The sequence below is a fragment of the Thermobispora bispora DSM 43833 genome (assembly GCF_000092645.1).
GTDB classification, from domain to species: domain Bacteria; phylum Actinomycetota; class Actinomycetes; order Streptosporangiales; family Streptosporangiaceae; genus Thermobispora; species Thermobispora bispora.
In genome coordinates, this window is the sequence record NC_014165.1 from 3654018 (window position 1) to 3671613 (window position 17596).

The 17596-nt window shown below is 72.3% G+C and carries 13 protein-coding genes and 1 tRNA gene; 7 read left to right on the forward strand and 7 right to left on the reverse strand.

The features are described 5' to 3' along the window. The first annotated feature begins 152 nt into the window (after positions 1-152). The 3 genes from TBIS_RS15460 to TBIS_RS15470 all read left to right on the forward strand — a co-directional run bounded on the left by TBIS_RS15460 (position 153) and on the right by TBIS_RS15470 (position 4115). The gene (locus TBIS_RS15460) at positions 153-1562 is read left to right on the forward strand and encodes a sigma 54-interacting transcriptional regulator (RefSeq protein WP_013133341.1); all 1410 of its coding nucleotides are present in this window, start codon (positions 153-155) and stop codon (positions 1560-1562) included. Next, complete coding sequence (locus TBIS_RS15465; protein WP_013133342.1) at positions 1559-3520, forward strand: vWA domain-containing protein; 1962 nt, start codon at positions 1559-1561, stop codon at positions 3518-3520. Before TBIS_RS15460 ends, TBIS_RS15465 begins: the two co-directional genes overlap by 4 nt. 169 nt (positions 3521-3689) lie before the next feature. Continuing rightward, the gene (locus TBIS_RS15470) at positions 3690-4115 is read left to right on the forward strand and encodes a hypothetical protein (RefSeq protein ID WP_041431692.1); all 426 of its coding nucleotides are present in this window, start codon (positions 3690-3692) and stop codon (positions 4113-4115) included. Here the strand turns inward: TBIS_RS15470 and TBIS_RS15475 are convergent, their stop codons facing one another. After that, positions 4116-5255, reverse strand: coding sequence for a cystathionine gamma-synthase (locus TBIS_RS15475; protein WP_013133344.1), 1140 nt, complete (start codon positions 5253-5255; stop codon positions 4116-4118). 25 nt (positions 5256-5280) lie between these two features. Continuing rightward, entirely contained in the window at positions 5281-6651 is a 1371-nt protein-coding gene (locus tag TBIS_RS15480) for a cystathionine beta-synthase (RefSeq protein WP_013133345.1), read from the reverse strand. Between the two features lie 115 nt (positions 6652-6766). Here TBIS_RS15480 and TBIS_RS15485 point away from each other — a divergent pair, with 115 nt between their 5' ends. The 3 genes from TBIS_RS15485 (at position 6767) to TBIS_RS15495 (ending at position 10541) form a co-directional block, all read left to right on the forward strand. Beyond that, entirely contained in the window at positions 6767-7756 is a 990-nt protein-coding gene (locus TBIS_RS15485) for an SGNH/GDSL hydrolase family protein (RefSeq protein WP_013133346.1), read from the forward strand. 47 nt (positions 7757-7803) lie between these two features. After that, positions 7804-9168 (forward strand): outer membrane protein assembly factor BamB family protein, encoded by a 1365-nt coding sequence (locus tag TBIS_RS15490; protein WP_013133347.1) that lies wholly within the window; start codon positions 7804-7806, stop codon positions 9166-9168. Between the two features lie 152 nt (positions 9169-9320). Beyond that, a complete protein-coding gene (locus tag TBIS_RS15495) occupies positions 9321-10541 on the forward strand; it encodes an acetyl-CoA C-acetyltransferase (protein ID WP_013133348.1) in 1221 nt (406 codons plus the stop codon). Positions 10542-10934: 393 nt separating this feature from the next. Here TBIS_RS15495 and TBIS_RS15500 read toward each other — a convergent pair whose 3' ends face one another. From TBIS_RS15500 to TBIS_RS15510, 3 genes are all read right to left on the reverse strand, one after another. Next, a complete protein-coding gene (locus TBIS_RS15500) occupies positions 10935-11345 on the reverse strand; it encodes a PPOX class F420-dependent oxidoreductase (protein ID WP_013133349.1) in 411 nt (136 codons plus the stop codon). A gap of 141 nt (positions 11346-11486) precedes the next feature. After that, complete coding sequence (locus tag TBIS_RS15505; protein WP_013133350.1) at positions 11487-11708, reverse strand: DUF4287 domain-containing protein; 222 nt, start codon at positions 11706-11708, stop codon at positions 11487-11489. Positions 11709-11898: 190 nt separating this feature from the next. After that, positions 11899-12744, reverse strand: coding sequence for a Bax inhibitor-1/YccA family membrane protein (locus tag TBIS_RS15510; RefSeq protein ID WP_013133351.1), 846 nt, complete (start codon positions 12742-12744; stop codon positions 11899-11901). Positions 12745-13341: 597 nt separating this feature from the next. On the opposite strand from TBIS_RS15510, the gene TBIS_RS15515 reads away from it, so the two are divergent. Further along, a complete protein-coding gene (locus TBIS_RS15515) occupies positions 13342-14814 on the forward strand; it encodes a sensor histidine kinase (RefSeq protein WP_013133352.1) in 1473 nt (490 codons plus the stop codon). 350 nt (positions 14815-15164) lie between these two features. Here TBIS_RS15515 and TBIS_RS15520 read toward each other — a convergent pair whose 3' ends face one another. After that, positions 15165-16445 carry an MFS transporter gene (locus TBIS_RS15520; protein ID WP_013133353.1) on the reverse strand — a complete coding sequence of 427 codons (1281 nt, stop codon included), beginning with the start codon at positions 16443-16445 and terminating at the stop codon, positions 15165-15167. Between the two features lie 243 nt (positions 16446-16688). Next, positions 16689-16764 (reverse strand) — tRNA-Leu (locus TBIS_RS15525). Between the last annotated feature and the right edge of the window lie 832 nt (positions 16765-17596).

Sequence of the window (17596 nt, forward strand, 5' to 3'; positions counted from 1 at the left end):
TCGTGTCACCGGCTGGGTGGGTCGTCCTTGCGATTCCTCCCCACTACGGGCGGGTCAATCCATGCGGACGGCCATCGGATTGCCGAGTCACGGGATTTTGATGCGGAAATCGGGGATGTCCGGCCCGGTGCTGCCAACGTAGGCTCGACAGCGTGCACAAATCGCCCACGCCTGCGCCCAGGACCCTGCGAGAGCTACGCGAGAGCGGGCACCGTTACCGGACGGTCAAGGCCGAGATCCGGGAGAACCTCCTCGAGCGGCTCAGGTGCGGCGAGCCCCGCTTCCCCGGCATCGTCGGCTTCGACGACACGGTGCTGCCGCTCTTGGAGCGCGCCCTGATCGCCGGCCACGACGTGGTGCTCCTCGGGGAGCGCGGTCAGGGCAAGACCCGGCTCATCCGCACGATCGCCGGCCTGCTCGACGAGTGGACCCCGGTGATCGAGGGCTGCGAGATCAACGACCACCCGTACGCGCCGGTCTGCGTCCGGTGCCGGCGGCTCGCCGCCGAGCTCGGCGACGACCTGCCGGTCGCCTGGCGGCACCGGGACGAGCGGTACGGCGAGAAGCTCGCCACGCCGGACACCTCGGTGGGCGACCTCATCGGCGACGTCGACCCGATCAAGATCGCCGAAGGCCGCACCCTCGGCGACCCGGAGACCGTCCACTACGGGCTGCTGCCGCGCACCAACCGCGGCGTCTTCTCGGTCAACGAGCTGCCCGACCTCGCCGAGCGGATCCAGGTGGCGCTCCTCAACGTGCTGGAGGAGCGCGACATCCAGATCCGCGGCTACAACCTGCGGCTGCCGCTCGACATCCTCCTCGTGGCGAGCGCCAACCCCGAGGACTACACCAACCGGGGCCGGATCATCACCCCGCTGAAGGACCGGTTCGGCGCGGAGATCCGGACCCACTACCCGCTCACCATCGAGGACGAGCTCACCCTGATCCGCCAGGAGGCCGATCTGGAGTCCCTCGGCGCGGAGCTCCCGAGCCACCTGGTCGAGGTGATCGCCCGGTTCACCCGGCTGGTCCGCGAGTCGACCGCGGTCGACAGCCGCTCGGGGGTCTCCGCCCGGTTCGCCATCGCGGCCGCCGAGGCGGCCGCCGCCTCCGCGGTACGCCGCTCGGCGATCACCGGGGAGCACCCGCCGGTCACCCGGATCTGCGATCTGCCCGGTGTGGTGCACACCCTGCGGGGGAAGGTGGAGTTCGAGATGAGCGAGGAGGGGCGGGAGACCGAGGTGCTCGCCCACCTGCTCCGCCGGGCCACGGCCGAGACGTTCCGCGCCCACCTGGGCGGGGCCGATCTCACCCCGATCGTCGAGCGGTTCTCCGAGGGGATCCGGGTCGAGTCGGGTGAGCTGGTGCCCGCGGCCGAGCTGCTCCGCGGCATCGGGAAGGTGCAGGGCCTGTCGGAGCTCATGACGCGGCTCGGCATGGGCGACGGCGGTGAGTCGCCCGGCCACGCCGCCGCGGCCCTCGAGTTCGCCCTCGAAGGGCTCTACCTGACGCGCCGGCTGTCCAAGGACGAGGTCCCCGGAGGGGTGGTCTACCGGACGTGACCAGGTACGTCTACGGGAAGTACCGCGACGGGCCCGACCCGCTCGCCCCGCCGTACGACGTGCGCGCCGCGCTCGACGAGATGGGCGACGCGATCCTCGCCGGCGCCAGCCCCATGGACGCGCTGCGCGACCTGCTCCGGCGCGGCCTCCCCGGCCCGGGCGGCCGCCGCGGCCTGGACGACCTGCTCCGCGAGGTGCTGCGGCGCAAACGCGAGCTCAAGCAGCGCACCCGGCTCGACGGGACGCTGGAGCGGGCCCGGGCCCTGCTCGACAAGGCCATCGGCCAGGAGCGCGCCGAGCTGGACCGGATGGCCGCCGACCCCGCCCAGGCGGCGGACGCCGCGTTCCGCCGGGAGCTCCTCGACGGGCTCCCCCCGGACACCGCCCGAGCCATCCGCGAGCTCGCCGGCTACGACTGGCGCTCGGACGCCGCCCGCCGCACCTTCGAGGAGCTGCGCGCCCTGCTCCGCGCCGAGGTGCTCGACAGCCGGTTCCGCGGCCTGCGCGACGCGCTCGCCGACCCGGATCCCGCGATGCTCGAGCGGGTCCGGCGGATGGTCTCCGACCTCAACGACATGCTCGAGCGGGACGCGCGGGGCGAGCACACCCAGGACGAGTTCGACGCGTTCATGCGGAAGTACGGGGACATCTTCCCCGAGCGGCCCCGGAACCTGGAGGAGCTGGTCGACCAGCTCGCCCGCCGCGCCGCGGCCACCCAGCGGCTGCTCGCCTCGCTCACCCCGGAGCAGCGGTGGGAGCTCAACGCGCTCATCGAGCAGACACTCGAACAGGCCGGGCTCGCCGAGGAGATGCGCCGGCTCAGCGACACCCTCTACGCCCGGCGCCCCGACCTCGCCTGGACCGGGCAGGAGGAGGTCTCCGGGGAGGCCCCGATGTCCATGGGCGACGCGGTCACCGCGCTCGAGGAGCTCGCCGACCTCAACGCGCTGGAGAGCGCGCTGCGCCAGGACTATCCCGGCGCCCGGCTCGACGACATCGACGAGGAGATGGTCCGGCGCGCGCTCGGGCGCTCGGCCGTGGACGACCTGGAGGCGCTCCGGCGGATCGAGCGGGAGCTGGAGGCCCAGGGCTACCTGCGGCGCACCCGGGGCAGGCTCGAGCTCACCCCCAAGGCGGTGCGCCGGCTCGGGGAGAGCGCGCTGCGCCGGATCTTCTCCTCGCTCGAGACCGGCGGCCGGGGCGAGCACGACCAGCGGGACGCCGGGTACGCGGGCGAGCCCACCGGCACGAGCCGGCCGTGGCGGTTCGGCGACGAGCAGCCGATCGACGTGGTCCGGACCGTGGTGAACGCGGTACGGCGCGGCGGCCGGCCCCCGGTGACCCTCTCCGTCGACGACTTCGAGGTGGTGGAGACCGAGCGGCACGCCGCGGCCGCGGTCTGCCTCCTGATCGACCTGTCGTACTCGATGGCGCTGCGCGGCACCTGGGCGGCGGCGAAGCAGACCGCGCTCGCGCTGCAGTCCCTGGTGTCGACCAGGTTCCCGCAGGACGCGGTGCAGATCATCGGGTTCTCGAACTACGCGCGGGTGCTGCGGCCGGACGAGCTCGCCTCGCTCGACTGGGACATGGTCCAGGGCACCAACCTCCACCACGCCCTGCTCCTCGCCGGGCGCCACCTGGACCGGCACCCGGACTTCGAGCCGGTGGTCATGGTGATCACCGACGGGGAGCCGACCGCGCACCTCATGCCGAACGGGGTGCCGCGGTTCGAGTGGCCGCCGTCCCAGGAGACGATCGCGCTCACCCTCGCCGAGGTGGACAAGATGACCCGGCGGCGGGCGACGATCAACGTGTTCATGCTCGCCGCGGACGAGCGGCTCAAGGCGTTCGTCGAGGAGATCGCCCGGCGCAACGGCGGGCGGGTGTTCTCCCCCAGCCCGGACCGGCTCGGCGAGTACGTGGTGCGCGACTTCCTCCGGGCCAAGGCGCGGCGGTGACCCATCGGCCGGCCCGCGCCGGGCCGGCCGGGGAGGGCGCGGCACCCTACGGACGGAGCCGCGACGGCCCGGCGCACCGGGCGCGGGCGGTGGGCCGGCGGGCGAGGCATCCGGAGCGATCTCCGCGCGGCCGTTGGGGATCGGGGTGGCCGCCGAATACGCTCACGCCATGTCCTTCATCGACACGCTGCTCCTCGTGCTGCACATCGGCATCGCGATCTTCGCCCTGGGGCCCCTCACCGCGGTGACGAGCATCACGCCCCGATACATCCGGGCCCGCAACGTCGAGGTCCTCCGCTACCTGAACCGCTCGACCCGCCGCTTCGGGCTGCTCTCCATCGGCGTGTTCCTCTTCGGGGCGCTGCTCGGCCGGTCCGACCTCGGCCTGCCGTACCTGTCGATCTCGATGACCCTGTTCGTGGTCGCCGCCGTCCTGCTCGTGATCATCGAGCGCGATCAGCGCGCGGCGATCCGGGCGCTCTCCTCTGAGTCCACCGCGGACGACGCCAAGGTGCAGACCGGGCGGATCGCCGCGCTCTCCGGCATCACCGCCCTGATCTGGCTCGTCGTGCTGGTGCTGATGGTGGTGTACTGATCAGCCGAGCGCCTGGGCGAGGTCGGCGAGCAGGTCGTCGATGGTCTCGATGCCGACCGACAGCCGGATGAGGTCGGACGGGACCTCGAGGGGCGACCCGGCGGCCGAGGCGTGGGTCATCCGGCCCGGGTGCTCGATCAGGGACTCCACCCCGCCGAGCGACTCGCCGAGGGTGAACAGGCGGGTCCGGCCGCAGATCTCGACCGCCTCCTCCTCGCCGCCGGCGACCCGGAACGACACCATCCCGCCGAACCGCCGCATCTGCTTCGCCGCCACCTCGTGGCCGGGGTGGCCGGGCAGCCCGGGGTAGAGCACCTGGGTCACCCGCGGGTGCGCGCGCAGCATCTCCACGACGCGCTCGGCGTTGTCGCAGTGCCGCTCCATCCGGACCGCGAGCGTCTTGAGCCCGCGCAGCACGAGCCACGCGTCGAACGGTCCGGCGACCGCGCCCATCGCGTTCTGGTGGTAGGCGAGCCGCTCCCCCAGCTCGGTCGAGCGGACGATCAGCGCGCCGCCGACCACGTCGGAGTGGCCGCCGATGTACTTGGTGGTCGAGTGCACCACCACGTCCGCGCCGAGCGCGAGCGGCTGCTGCAGGTACGGCGAGGCGAACGTGTTGTCCACCACGAGCAGCGCGCCGGCCTCGTGCGCGATGCCCGCGAGCGCGGCGATGTCCGCGACCGTGAGCAGCGGGTTGGTGGGCGTCTCCACCCAGATCACCTTGGTGGTGTCCCGCACGGCCGCGCGCACCGCGTCGAGGTCGCCCATCGGCACCGGCTCGTAGGCGAGGCCCCACCGCTCGAGCACCTTCGCGAACAGCCGGTAGGTGCCGCCGTACGCGTCGTCCGGGATGAGCACGTGGTCCCCGGGGCGGCAGACGGTGCGGATCAGCGTGTCCTCGGCGGCCAGGCCGGACGCGAACGCCAGGCCGCGCACGCCGCCCTCCACCGCGGCGAGGGCCTCCTCCAGGGCCGTCCTGGTGGGGTTGGCCGAGCGGCTGTACTCGTACCCGGACCGCAGCCCGCCCACGCCGTCCTGCTTGTAGGTGGAGACCGCGTAGATGGGCGGGACGACCGCGCCCGTGTGCGGGTCCGGCTCCTGACCGGCGTGGATCGCGAGGGTCTCGAAACCGTGGTTCATGTCGACGAGGGTATCCGTTCGCGGGTCAGTGGTTGGCGAGGAAGGCGAGCAGGTCCTGCCGGGTGAGCAGCCCGGCCGGCTTGCCGTCGTCGAGGACCACGGCGGCGTCCGCCTTCTCCAGCGCGGCCACCGCGCGGGAGACCGGCTCGCCCGCGCCGATCATCGGGAGCGGCGGGGACATGTGCAGGTCGACCCGGTCCTCGGCGCGCACCTTCCCCCGGTACAGGCCCTCGAGCAGGTCGCGCTCGATGATGGAGCCGACCACCTCGGCCGCCATCACCGGCGGCTCCTCCTTCATCACCGGGAGCTGGGAGACGCTGAACTCCCGCATGATCGAGATGGCCGTGCCGACCGTCTCGTGCGGGTGGACGTGGACGAACTGCGGCAGGTCGCCCGGCTTGCCGGCGAGCACGTCCCGGACGAGCCCCTCCTCGCTGGGCGTGGTGAGGAACCCGTAGTCGGCCATCCACTCGTCGTTGAAGATCTTCGACAGGTAGCCGCGGCCGCCGTCCGGGAGCAGCACGACGATCACGTCGTCCGGGCCGGCCTTGGCGGCCACCCGGAGGGCGGCGGCGACCGCGAGCCCGGACGAGCCGCCCACGAGCAGCCCCTCCTCCCGGGCGAGCCGGCGGGTCATCAGGAACGAGTCCTTGTCGGAGACCGCGATGACCTCGTCGCAGATCGTGGTGTCGTAGGTGGCCGGCCAGATGTCCTCGCCCACGCCCTCGACGAGGTACGGGCGCCCGGTGCCGCCCGAGTACACCGACCCCTCGGGGTCGGCGCCGATCACCTTCACCCGGCCGCCGGAGACCTCCTTGAGGTACCGGCCGGTGCCGCTGATCGTCCCGCCGGTGCCGATGCCGGCGACGAAGTGGGTCACCTTGCCCTCGGTCTGCTCCCAGATCTCCGGCCCGGTCGAGTGGTAGTGGCTGGCCGGGTTGTCCGGGTTGGAGTACTGGTCCGGCTTCCACGCGCCGGGGATCTCCCGGGCGAGCCGATCGGAGACCGAGTAGTACGAGTCCGGGTGGTCCGGCGGGACCGCGGTCGGGCAGACCACCACCTCGGCCCCGTAGGCGCGCAGCACGGCGATCTTGTCCTGCGCGACCTTGTCCGGGCACACGAACACGCACCGGTACCCTTTCTCCTGGGCGGCGATGGCGAGCCCGACGCCGGTGTTGCCCGAGGTGGGCTCGACGATGGTGCCACCGGGCTTGAGCGCACCGCTGCGCTCCGCCGCCTCGATCATCCGGACCGCGATCCTGTCCTTCACGGACCCGCCCGGGTTGAAGTACTCCACCTTCGCGAGCACCTGGGCGGACAGACCCGCCGCCACCCTGCGCAGCCGGACGAGCGGGGTGTTGCCGACCAGCTCGATCAGCGAGTCATGAACGCGCACCGGATGACCACCTTCGTTTTCCGAGGGCTTGCCTGACAGACCGCGCCCGAGCAGTCGGAATGGTGACGACGGCTCGGCTAGTTTCTTTTTCAAACCGTATCGTGACCTGGGGGACATGCGGGTGATTCGGACATCGAGCGCGGCGCGAGCTGCCCGCCGCATCGTCACCGCGGCCGCCCTCGGTGGAGGCGGCCTGACCGCACTCGGCGCTCTCACGTACGGCCTGCTCATGGCAGAGGCGCAACTAGCGCGCAAGATCGTCGGCCGTCCCCACGGCGCCGAGGGACCGCCGTCCGACGGTGTCTACGGAGAGGAGTTCGGGTTCTCCGGTGAGCCGATCAGGATGGCGTTCCTCGGCGACTCCACATCGATCGGGCTCGGCATGAAGCGCCCCGACGACACGCCCGCCGTGATCATCGCGCGCGGCCTCGCCGCCGTGGCGGAGCGGCCGGTACAGCTGAGGGTGCTCGGCCGGTCCGGTGCCCGCTCCGCCGACCTCGAAGGCCAGGTGGACCGGGCGCTCGAGGCCGACCCCGACATCGCATGCATCTTCATCGGCGCCAACGACGTGACCAACGCCACCCCGCCCGCGCAAGCCGTACGGCACCTGCAGCGGGCGGTGCGCCGGTTGCGCGAGGCCGGGGCCGAGGTGGTCGTCGGGACCTGTCCCGACCTCGGCACGGTCCGGCCGATCGCCCAGCCCCTCCGGTGGATCACCCGGCGCTGGTCACGGCACCTGGCGGCGGCCCAGACGGTCGCGGTCATCGAGGCCGGCGGCCGGACCGTCGCCTTCGCCGACATCCTCGGGCCGGAGTTCGAGGCGAACCCGGCGGAGATGTTCGGACCAGATCGTTTCCATCCATCTGCGCAAGGCTACCTACAAGCCGCGTACGCAGTGCTACCGTCTGTATGCGCCGCGTTGGGGTTGTGGCCTGAGCCGGAACCCGGGCGCGTCGAAGGATCCGAATACCTCTTGGCGGCCATGGCCGTGGAGGAGTCCGGCAGCGAGGTCACCGCGACCCGCGTCGCCGGCCGGGAGAGCGGCCCACAGGGACGGTGGGCGTCACTGCTGCGCCGGCGGAGCGGGCCCATGCCGAGCACCTGAGCACGGTTACTCTCCGCGGCCAGGCCATCACCCCCCGTAGGAGCGACATGACCTGGCCGCATCGGAGACCCGCTCTGAAGCTCGCGTTAACCGCCCTGCTCGCGGGCGGGACCCTGGCAGGCTGCTCCAGCAGCGACGGAACCTCATCCGAAGACAGCAGGCTCTCCTGGGTGAACACCCAGGTGAACGTCGTCAGCCGCACCGTCGCCGGGGCGGGCGTCGCGGCGACCACCTCGATGAAGCCGGACGGCACGCTGGAGACGGTCGTGCTCGACCTCACCAGCGGCAGACGGCTGTGGGCGCAGCCCGCGACGATGGTGGGGCGGCTGCCCGGCATGGGCGTGCAGGCGCCGGCGATCGTCGAGACCGGCGCGAACCAGGCCGTGGTGGTCGCCCTCGACCCGCCCCAGCGGCGGGGGCAGAAGGCCACGCTGGTGGCCCGGGAGGCGCGAACCGGCAAGCAGCTGTGGACCCGGCCGGTCCACTCGACCTTCGGGCCCCAGCGCTGCGGGCCGTACGTCTGCCTCTCGGAGAACACCGCGCTCTCCTCGGCGCGGATGGTGGTGCTGGACGCCAAGACGGGGCAGCAGCGGTGGCGCCTGCCCGGGATCGCCGAGGTCGAGTGGTCGAACGGGTCCCGGGTCGTGGTGCTCCGCCTCGCCTCCCACCCCGTGCTCGAGTCGCGCCGGCTGACGGACGGCGCGACCGAGTGGCGGCTTCCGATCGAGCAGGCCCTCGGCCCGGGCGTCGACCTGTCGGGCGGGTGGGCGTTCGGCGCGACCGGGGACCGGCTGGTCGGCTATGTGGCGCCGCACACGAACCCGCGGACCGGGCGGACCTCGGCCTTCGGCCTGTTCGCGGTCCGGCTCGCCGACGGCGTGGTGGACTGGATCCGGCCGTCGGTGGTCCGCGTCTACCCGAGCGGCAACCCGGCGTTCGCCCCGGTGGTCCGCCCGGTGGACGAGCAGGGGCAGTACGGCGGGTTCGCCCGGCTCGACGCGCAGACCGGGCGGGTGCTCGGGCAGATCACCCCCGGGCAGATACCGGGGACCGGGTGGTGGCTCGCGTTCCCGCCGACCATGGACAAGCTCGGCTTCCTCAAGCGGAACGCGCCCGGCTCGGTCTTCGACCTCGCCACCGGCGAGCCGACCCCGGTCAAGGGCGCGACCGGCTGGTCGTTCTGCGTCACCGACCCGGAGCCGCTCCCGCTGAAGGGGATCACCCCGGGGTTCTACTCGATCGCGGCGCTGTGCGAGTTCGACCTCGCCACCGGCAAGAAGATCAGCTCCTCCAACCCGCCGCCGTCCTGGTTCACGGGGAGCTTTGGCGGCTGGCGGCTCTGGCGGGACGAGAAGGGCGCGCTGCACGCGATCAAGGACGGCACCCCGACCGCCCCGGGGATGTACAGCTGACCGGTCCGGCCGCGCGGCAGGGGCCGGGAGGCTGTGCACCAGTACAAAGTTCTATCCTTCTCGTCCCTGAGCGCGGCCCGTCCCTTACCGATGGGTAGCCTCAGGCATGAACAGGCCGCCACCGGTGGCCGGGAGCACGCAGGGAGAGGTTCATGCCCGAGGCTGTCATCGTGGCCACGGCGCGGTCGCCGATCGGCCGCGCCTTCAAGGGGTCGCTCAAGGACATGCGTCCCGACGACCTCACGGTCCAGATCATCCGCGCCGCGCTCGCAAAGGTGCCGCAGCTCGACCCGAACGACATCGACGACCTGATGCTCGGGTGCGGCCTGCCCGGGGGTGAGCAGGGCTACAACATGGCCCGGGTGGTCGCGGTCCTGCTCGGCCTCGACAACGTGCCGGGCACCACGGTGACCCGGTACTGCGCGTCGTCGCTGCAGACCACCCGGATGGCGTTCCACGCCATCAAGGCCGGCGAGGGCGACGTGTTCATCTCGGCCGGGGTGGAGATGGTCTCCCGCTACGTCAAGGGCAACTCCGACTCCCTCCCCGACACGAAGAACCCCCTCTTCGCCGAGGCCGAGGCCCGGACCGCCCGGGCCGCCCAGGGCGAGGTGGACGGCTGGCACGACCCGCGGGAGGACGGCGAGCTGCCGGACATCTACATCGCGATGGGGCAGACCGCGGAGAACGTGGCGGCGCTCAAGGGCATCTCGCGCCGGGAGCAGGACGAGTTCGGGGTGCGGTCGCAGAACCTCGCGGAGAAGGCCCTGGCAAACGGCTTCTGGGAGATGGACATCACCCCGGTGACCCTGCCCGACGGCACGGTGGTGAGCAAGGACGACGGCCCGCGGCCGGGCACGACCTATGAGGTCGTCTCCCAGCTCAAGCCGGCGTTCCGCCCCAACGGCACGGTCACGGCCGGCAACTGCTGCCCGCTGAACGACGGAGCGGCCGCCGTGATCGTCATGAGCGACACCAAGGCCGCCGAGCTGGGCATCACCCCGCTCGCCCGGATCGTGTCCACGGGCGTCTCCGCGCTCTCTCCGGAGATCATGGGCCTGGGCCCGATCGACGCGACCCGGCAGGCGCTGAAGCGCGCGGGGATGTCCATCGACGACGTCGACCTGGTCGAGATCAACGAGGCGTTCGCCGCCCAGGTGATCCCCTGCTACCGCGAGCTCGGCATCGACATCGACAAGCTCAACGTGAACGGCGGCGCCATCGCGGTGGGCCACCCGTTCGGCATGACGGGCGCCCGCATCACCACCACGTTGATCAACAGCCTCCGCTTCCACGACAAGACCATCGGCCTGGAGACGATGTGCGTGGGCGGCGGCCAGGGCATGGCGATGATCCTGGAACGGCTCTCCTGACGGCCGCACCGCACCGCTCTCCGACGGCCGCACCGCAGCCGGCCGTACCGCACCGCGAGCCCCGGTGCACGAGACCTCCCGCGCGCCCGGGAGCGGGCCGGTTCCGGCCCGGGCCGTACGGCCGGCGGGCACCGGCGGCTCGGGGAGCGCGTGAGCGGCGCATCCGGCCGGGGTCCTGAGGAAGCGCGGGCGCCGGCGCGAAGGAGTGCCCGAACACCAGGTGCGCGCCTGCAGCGCGCCACGGCGCCCGCGTCCGGCGCGCGGGCGCGCGTGAGGGCAGACGGCGCGTCACGCGCGCGCCCGGATCAGGGCTCCGGCCGTGCGGAACGGCGGGCGTGGGGACGTTCCGGCGCGCGGGGCTCCCCCGTCCGCCGCCGGGGCGCCTCCCGTGTGTCACCCGTGGTGGTCGGGGCCGGCCCGGAGCGGCGTGACCCGGATGATGACGCGCCGCTCGCGCTCCATCGCGGCCCGGTAGTCGTCCCAGTCGGGGTGCTCTCCGCTGATGCCCCGGTAGTAGGCGATGAGGTGGTCCATCGCCTCGGGGAGCGAGATGACCTCGGCGGCGCCCTCGACCTGGATCCAGGGGCCGAAGAACGCGTCGGTCATCACGGTGAGGAAGACCTGCGGGTTCCGCCGCAGATTGCGTGTCTTGACCGCGGTCTCGCGGCTGCTGATCACCAGGTGACCCTCCGCATCGCAGCCCACCAGCACGGGGGACATCTGCGGACGCCCGTCGGCATGCCAGGTGAGCATGACCGCGCGGTGATTGGCCCTGATGAACTCACGCGCCTTTTCGAGATCCATATCACAATGATGCACCCGCGCCTGCGGAAGACGCGGGTGCGTAAAATCACACGGGCAGCCGAATCACGCGGTCAGCAAAAGGATTACCGGCGTTCCACGGCGTTTCGGGGATACCGATCGATCGATTTTCAGCGAATCGATCTACCGCCAGGTACGCTGCCGCTCGTGCTCCCGGACGATCGCGGCCGAGTACCCGCGGCTGATGCGGTACTCCTCGGCGAGCCAGTTGGCCCGCTCCTCGCAGCGGAGAAACGATGGCCCGTTGTCTATGATTTTGAACCACTCTCGGAGATCTCGCCCGGTGACCTCCTTCACCCGGGCGATGAGCTTGCTCTGCGTCTCCGGCGAGTGGTTCATGGCCATTGTGCCACCTCCACGGGAAAAGCTGCTTCGAGTCTCAGTGCATCACCGTGGCACGGAATTTGCAAGACCCAACCGTCACCGGCGTCACGGCTCCTTATAGATCAAAATTTGACCGCCGTTCATGATCTCCCTGGTCGGGGCACGAAAAAGCGCTCCCCGGGCGCCGGGGAGCGCTCATTTGTGTGATCAATTACTCATTATCTCCGCTGAAGTACTGGAGGAAACGCAGGATCTCCAGGTACAGCCAGACGAGGCTCAGGGTCAGGCCGAAGGCCATGAGCCAGGAGTACCGCTCCGGCAGGCCCATCTGGACGCTCTGCTCGATGTCGGCGAAGTCGAGGAGCAGGAAGAAGCAGCCCAGCAGGATCATCAGCAGGCTGAAGATCCAGCCGAGCGGGCTGTCGGTGCGCAGGCCGAGCCCGCCGTCGACGAAGAAGCCGGCGATCCAGTTGAGCAGCATCAGCCCGACGGCGGCGAAGCCCGCCGCGACGACGAACTTGGTGAACTTCGGCGTCGGCCGGAAGATCCGGAGCGCGTAGACGGCGAGCGTGCCACCGAAGGCCACCATCGTGCCGAGGACGGCCTGCACGACGATGCCGTGGAAGATCGCGTCGGCGACCCTGCTGATCACGCCGATCGCGACGCCGTAGGCGACCGCGTAGCCGAGGATGAGCGCCGGGTTGGTGCTCTGCCGGAACGACACGATCAGCCCGAGGACCAGGCCGACGAGGGCGGCCAGCCCGGCGACGCCGGGGCCGAGGTTGAAGTACCACGCCAGGGCGGCCGAGAGGACGAGCGTGCCCAGCATGGTCAAGCCGCGCACGACCACGTCGTCGATCGTCATCGGCCGCGCCGCCGGCGGCGCGTACGGCTGCGCCCCGTACGGGTGAGCGCCGTAGGGTTCCGCCCCGTACGGCGGGGCGTAGGGCTGGCCACCGTACGGCGGGGTGCCGTACATGGCGCCCGGCGGGGGCGTGGTCCAGGTGGACCGGCTGAACGTGCCGGTCCGGCTGATTATCGGGTTCCTGCTCGCCATCGCTCCTCCACGACGCGACTCGCTGATCAGCCGTTCAGGTGTCGGCTGCCACGCATGGTGCCCGTAGAGCCGTCCACCGGACAAGTGGCGCTCCCGGTATCCCTGTCCCCAACGATCGAGTGCCCGGGGAAGTTCCACCGGGCCGTCTCGGCTCGCCGATCCGGCGGGCCGGGGCCGCCCGCTCGATGGACCGAGGCCGCCCGCGGACCGCGCTCGGTCGTCGTCATCCGCCACGGGTTCCCCGGCCCGGAGGGGTCTTCCTGCGGCCACCGGTGCATGGCCAAACGGACCAAACTGGGATACTTCCTTTACTTGAACTACTCAGCTTTAGTGTTACCGTTCAAAGGTGAGTTGCGGAAGGCTAGGGCCGTTCACCGCATCGCGGCGGCGCAACGCCGAATCATGGCCTCGCCCAGGTGGCCGGCCCTTTCCCGCCAGTGCTCACCGGTGGGTTCGACCGATCGCGTCCGGACGACGAGCGCAGACCGGTACGGCGGCTTTCGTCGAGCTTGCGGCAACCCACCGGCCCACCGGCCGGTATCGACCCCACCGGTATGTACGGCCGGTGCTCCAGAGCCGGAGGAGCCATTGCGTGGCATGCATCGCCTGATTCGGCGACTACCCTTACCCGTCCCCTCGTCCCAACCGCTCCGCGCCAAGATCACGGTGCTGGTGGGGCTGCTGACCGTGCTCTTACTGACCCCGCTCGCCGTGCTGGCGAGCATGCTCATCCAGCAGATGGTCACCTCCACCGCCTGGAAGGAGACCCGGCAGCAGGTGATCGTCACTCAGACGGAGCTGCGGGCCGGGCGGCTCACCGATCCGATCGAGCCCAGCGTCCCCGGGGTCGACCTCGTCCAGGTGGTCGACGCCAAAGGGCGTGTGATCGCCGCCTCGGAGGAGGCACGTTCCCTGCCGCCGCTCGCCTCCACCCTGCCCACCCCGGACGAGCCCCAGCGTGACCTGCAATCGTGCCCCCAGGAGGACGCGGGCCCCTGCATGCGGGTCTCCGCGCTCCGGGTGGACGGCGCCTCATCGCCGACGGTGATCTACGCGGGGAGGCCGGCGAGCGCCCTCACCGAGGGCACCAACCTGAACCTGATCCTCGCCGCGCAGGTGGCCCTGGTCACCCTGCTGACCGGCTGGGGGACGTGGAAGCTCGCCGGAGGCATTCTCCGGCCGATCAACGACATCCGCGGCACGCTGAACGCGATCAACGTCAACGATCTCAGCGCCCGGGTGCCCACCCCGGACGGCGATGACGAGATCATCCGGCTCGCCCACACGGTGAACGACACGCTGGACCGGATCGAGCACGCCAAGCAGGTCACCGAGCGGCTCTACCGGCGGCAGCGCGAGTTCACCGCGGACGCCTCCCACGAGCTGCGCACCCCGCTCGCCGGGATCCGCGCCCGGCTCGAGGACGCCAAGCTCCACCCGGCGGAGACCGACCTGGAGGAGCTGGTCGACGGCGCGCTGGGCGACGTCGAACGGCTGCAGGCGATCATCGACGACCTGCTCTTCCTCACCCGGGTCTGCGCCGCCGATCCGCGGAAGATGGAGCTCATCGACCTGGGCGAGCTCGTCCGCGCGGAGACCGCCGCCCGCGAGTGCCCGGTCGAGGTACGGCTGGACCTCGACGGCCTGACCACGATCAAGGCGGTGCGCAACGAGATCGCCCGGGCGTACGTCAACCTGATCGACAACGCTCAGCGCCACGCGAAGCGGATCATCGAGGTCGAGGTCCGCACCGAGGGCACGTACGTCGTGGTCAGCGTGGGCGATGACGGCCCCGGCGTTCCCGAGGACAAGCGCGAGTGGATCTTCGAAAGGTTCGCCCGGCTCGACTCCGCCCGCAGCCGCGACCGCGGCGGCACCGGCCTGGGGCTGACCATAGTGCGGGACATCGCCGTCGCGCACGGCGGCACGGTGACCGTGGACGAGTCCCGGTACGGCGGCGCCCGGTTCGTGGTACGGCTCCCGCTGGTCCCGGGGTACTCGTCGCCGGACGGCGCCGGACCCGCCGATGCGGACCGCCGGCCGTCCGCGGCGCCCCACCGCGGCGGGTGACGGGCGCGCCCGGCCGGGCCGCCGCCGGGTGAAGCCCCGCGCGTGGCCCGCGACCTCGATCGCGTCCCCCGGTCGCGGGGATCGCGATGCTCGGCTTCGCCACCCGGCTCGCCCTCCAGTCCCGTTGGCACGGGCTCTGCGGGCAGGAACCGGGCGGTTGGCGGCGGAGAGACGCCGTCCCGAGGCGTACGGGCTCTGCGGACACGACGCGGGCGGGCCGGTCATCGTTCGTGATCGAGGCGCCCGCACGGGCCACCCGGGCAAAGGTTGGCGGGCCGCGGCGGCATCGCGAGCTCAGGTCCCCGGCGCGCGGGAGGACGGGCAGCCGATGCCGGGGCGGGCGGCCGCCGTCACCCCGATCCCCGGGCGCGCTTCCGCGCCGTCAGGATCAGCAGCGGCACCAGCGCGGCGATCGCCAGGACGGAGAGCCCGGAGAAGCCGGTGACGCTCAGGGCCGGGCCCGCGGCGAGCGCCGCGACCGCCCCGCACAGGTTCGACAGGGCGTCGACGCCGCCCTGGGCGGACGCCCGGGCCTCACCGGAGACGGCCGAGCCGAACTCGGCCGAGGCCGCCACGGTGACGAACGACCAGCCGAGACCGAGCAGGAAGAGCGAGACGACGATCCACGCGGTGTCGGCGGGCCGGATCGCGCCGATGACGAGCGAGGCGACGAGGATCCAGGTCCCGGCGGCGATGGTGCGGCGCGGGCCGAGCCGGTCCGCGAGGTGGCCGACCACGGGCGAGAACGCGAACATGCCGAGGACGTGCAGGCTGATGGTGATCCCGATCATCGTGATCGACCCGCCGTGGTGGGCGAGATGGACCGGGGTGGCCGTCATGACCCCGAGCATCACGCCGTGGGCGGTGAGGATCGCGATGACGGCGAACCGCGCCACCGGATTCCCGCCCAGCTCGGCGAGCATCGGCCTGATCCGGCCGGACGCCTTCCCCGGCGGCGCCGGGGTGGGCGCCGCGTACCGCTCCCGCAGCCGCAACGGGTCCGGGCGCAGCCAGGCGAAGACGATCAGCCCGGCCACGGCGAGGCAGACGGTGGCGATGAGGAACGCGCCCGCGTAAACGTTCAGGCCGACGAGGTCACCGACGAACCGGCCGGGGGCGCCGAGGCTGGGGCCGAGGACCGATCCGATGGTCCCCGCCCACACCACCTGGGCGAGCGAACGGCCCGCGTGCTGCGGCGCGGCGAGGTCCGTGGCGGCGAACCGGGCCTGCAGGCTGACGGCGGTGCCGGCGCCGATGGACAGCAGCCCGAGGAACAGCGGGACGACGAGGTCGGCCTGGGCGGCGGCGACGAGCAGCGCGCTGCCCACCGCGGCGGTCCACCACCCGGCGGTGAGGGCGGCGCGGCGGCCGTACCGGGCGGCGAGGTTCCCCAGCGGCAGGCCGAGCAGGGCCGCGCCGAGGATGCTCGCGGTGCGGGCGAGACCCGCCCAGGCGTCGCTGCCGGTGACCTCTCCGGCGAGCAGCACGCCGATCGAGGGGGCGATGCCCACGCCGACCGTGCCGATGGCCTGCATGACCGTCAGCACGGTCATCGTGCGGCGCTGCACACGGGCGGCTTCCGGGGGCGGGGCGTGCCGCACCGCGCCGGCCGCCGGTCGCGCTCCGTCCATGGGGAGGAATCCTCGCGATAGGGGAACCGATGTGCGCCGGCCGAGGGATACGGTCGCGGGCCGGCGCGGGCTCATCCCATCATGGCCGGGTGCGAGCCGTGCCCGGGACGCGGGGCCGGGCCGCACGTGGGGGCGTCGCCGCGATGCCGTACGGCGCCCTGCGGCGGGTGTACGCCATCGAACCGGGTCACGGCAGGGCCGCTGAGCCGCGGAAAGGCCGCCCGTCTCGCGCCGCCGCATGCGTGGTGCCCCCGGTGGGACTCGAACCCACACCACAGCCCTTTTAAGGGGCTTGCCTCTGCCATTGGGCTACGGGGGCGCCGTGATCATATGTCACAAATCGCCGCTGTGTACGCGGATTAAGGTTTTAACTCCGCATATCCCCGGCTTTGCGGGGGATGGAACCCGCCGGCCCATGGTGGCGAGGTAACAACACGGTGCGGCGATCGAGCTCACCGGCCCGGACCGGCCGCGCATCCTCCGCTGCGCCGGCGTTCCCGTACGGCGCCCGCTCCACCGGGTTCCCGAAGCCGTGCACGGAGCGCCAGCTTAGCCCGAACCCCGAGGGCGCCGGACCCGAGATCGCAGGGAAGGCACCGCCGCCCACGGCACGGCCGAGGGCCGGCGAGAGCGGGCCCCGGGCCGTCTCGGCGGCGGTGATCGGCGAACGTCGCGGCGCGGAGACCACCCCCTCCGGATCCGGCTTCGGCCTCCATCACATATCGCCGGACCGGCACCGCGCAATGGAAAGGCCGTGCCATGCCCGCACCGGCCGTCCCCCAACGGCCGGGCCGTCCCCGGACGGCCGCCCCGAAGGCCGCCGTGCGGGCCGTCCGCCCGCGTCCGCCTTCGCCTCCGCACCCAGCGATAGACGTACCTCACCAGCGGCCGTCGAACCGCCCGGCGGCCACTCCCGCGGGGCCCGGGTGGGCGAGCCGGCCCGGGTACCCGGTGGGCGGAGCCGGCCGGCGCGCCAGATCTTCCACCCCGGGGTGCCCGCCGGGGCCTTCCGCCACGGATCGCCGGATCTTCTCCCAGAGGTGGCCGGGGCCCTCCCCTGCCTTCTCCCAGGGGTGGTCGTGGAGTGCCGGGCGTCTCCGTGGGCGGGCCGGGCCCCCGACCGGCCCGCCCGTACGGCTGCCGCCCGCCGC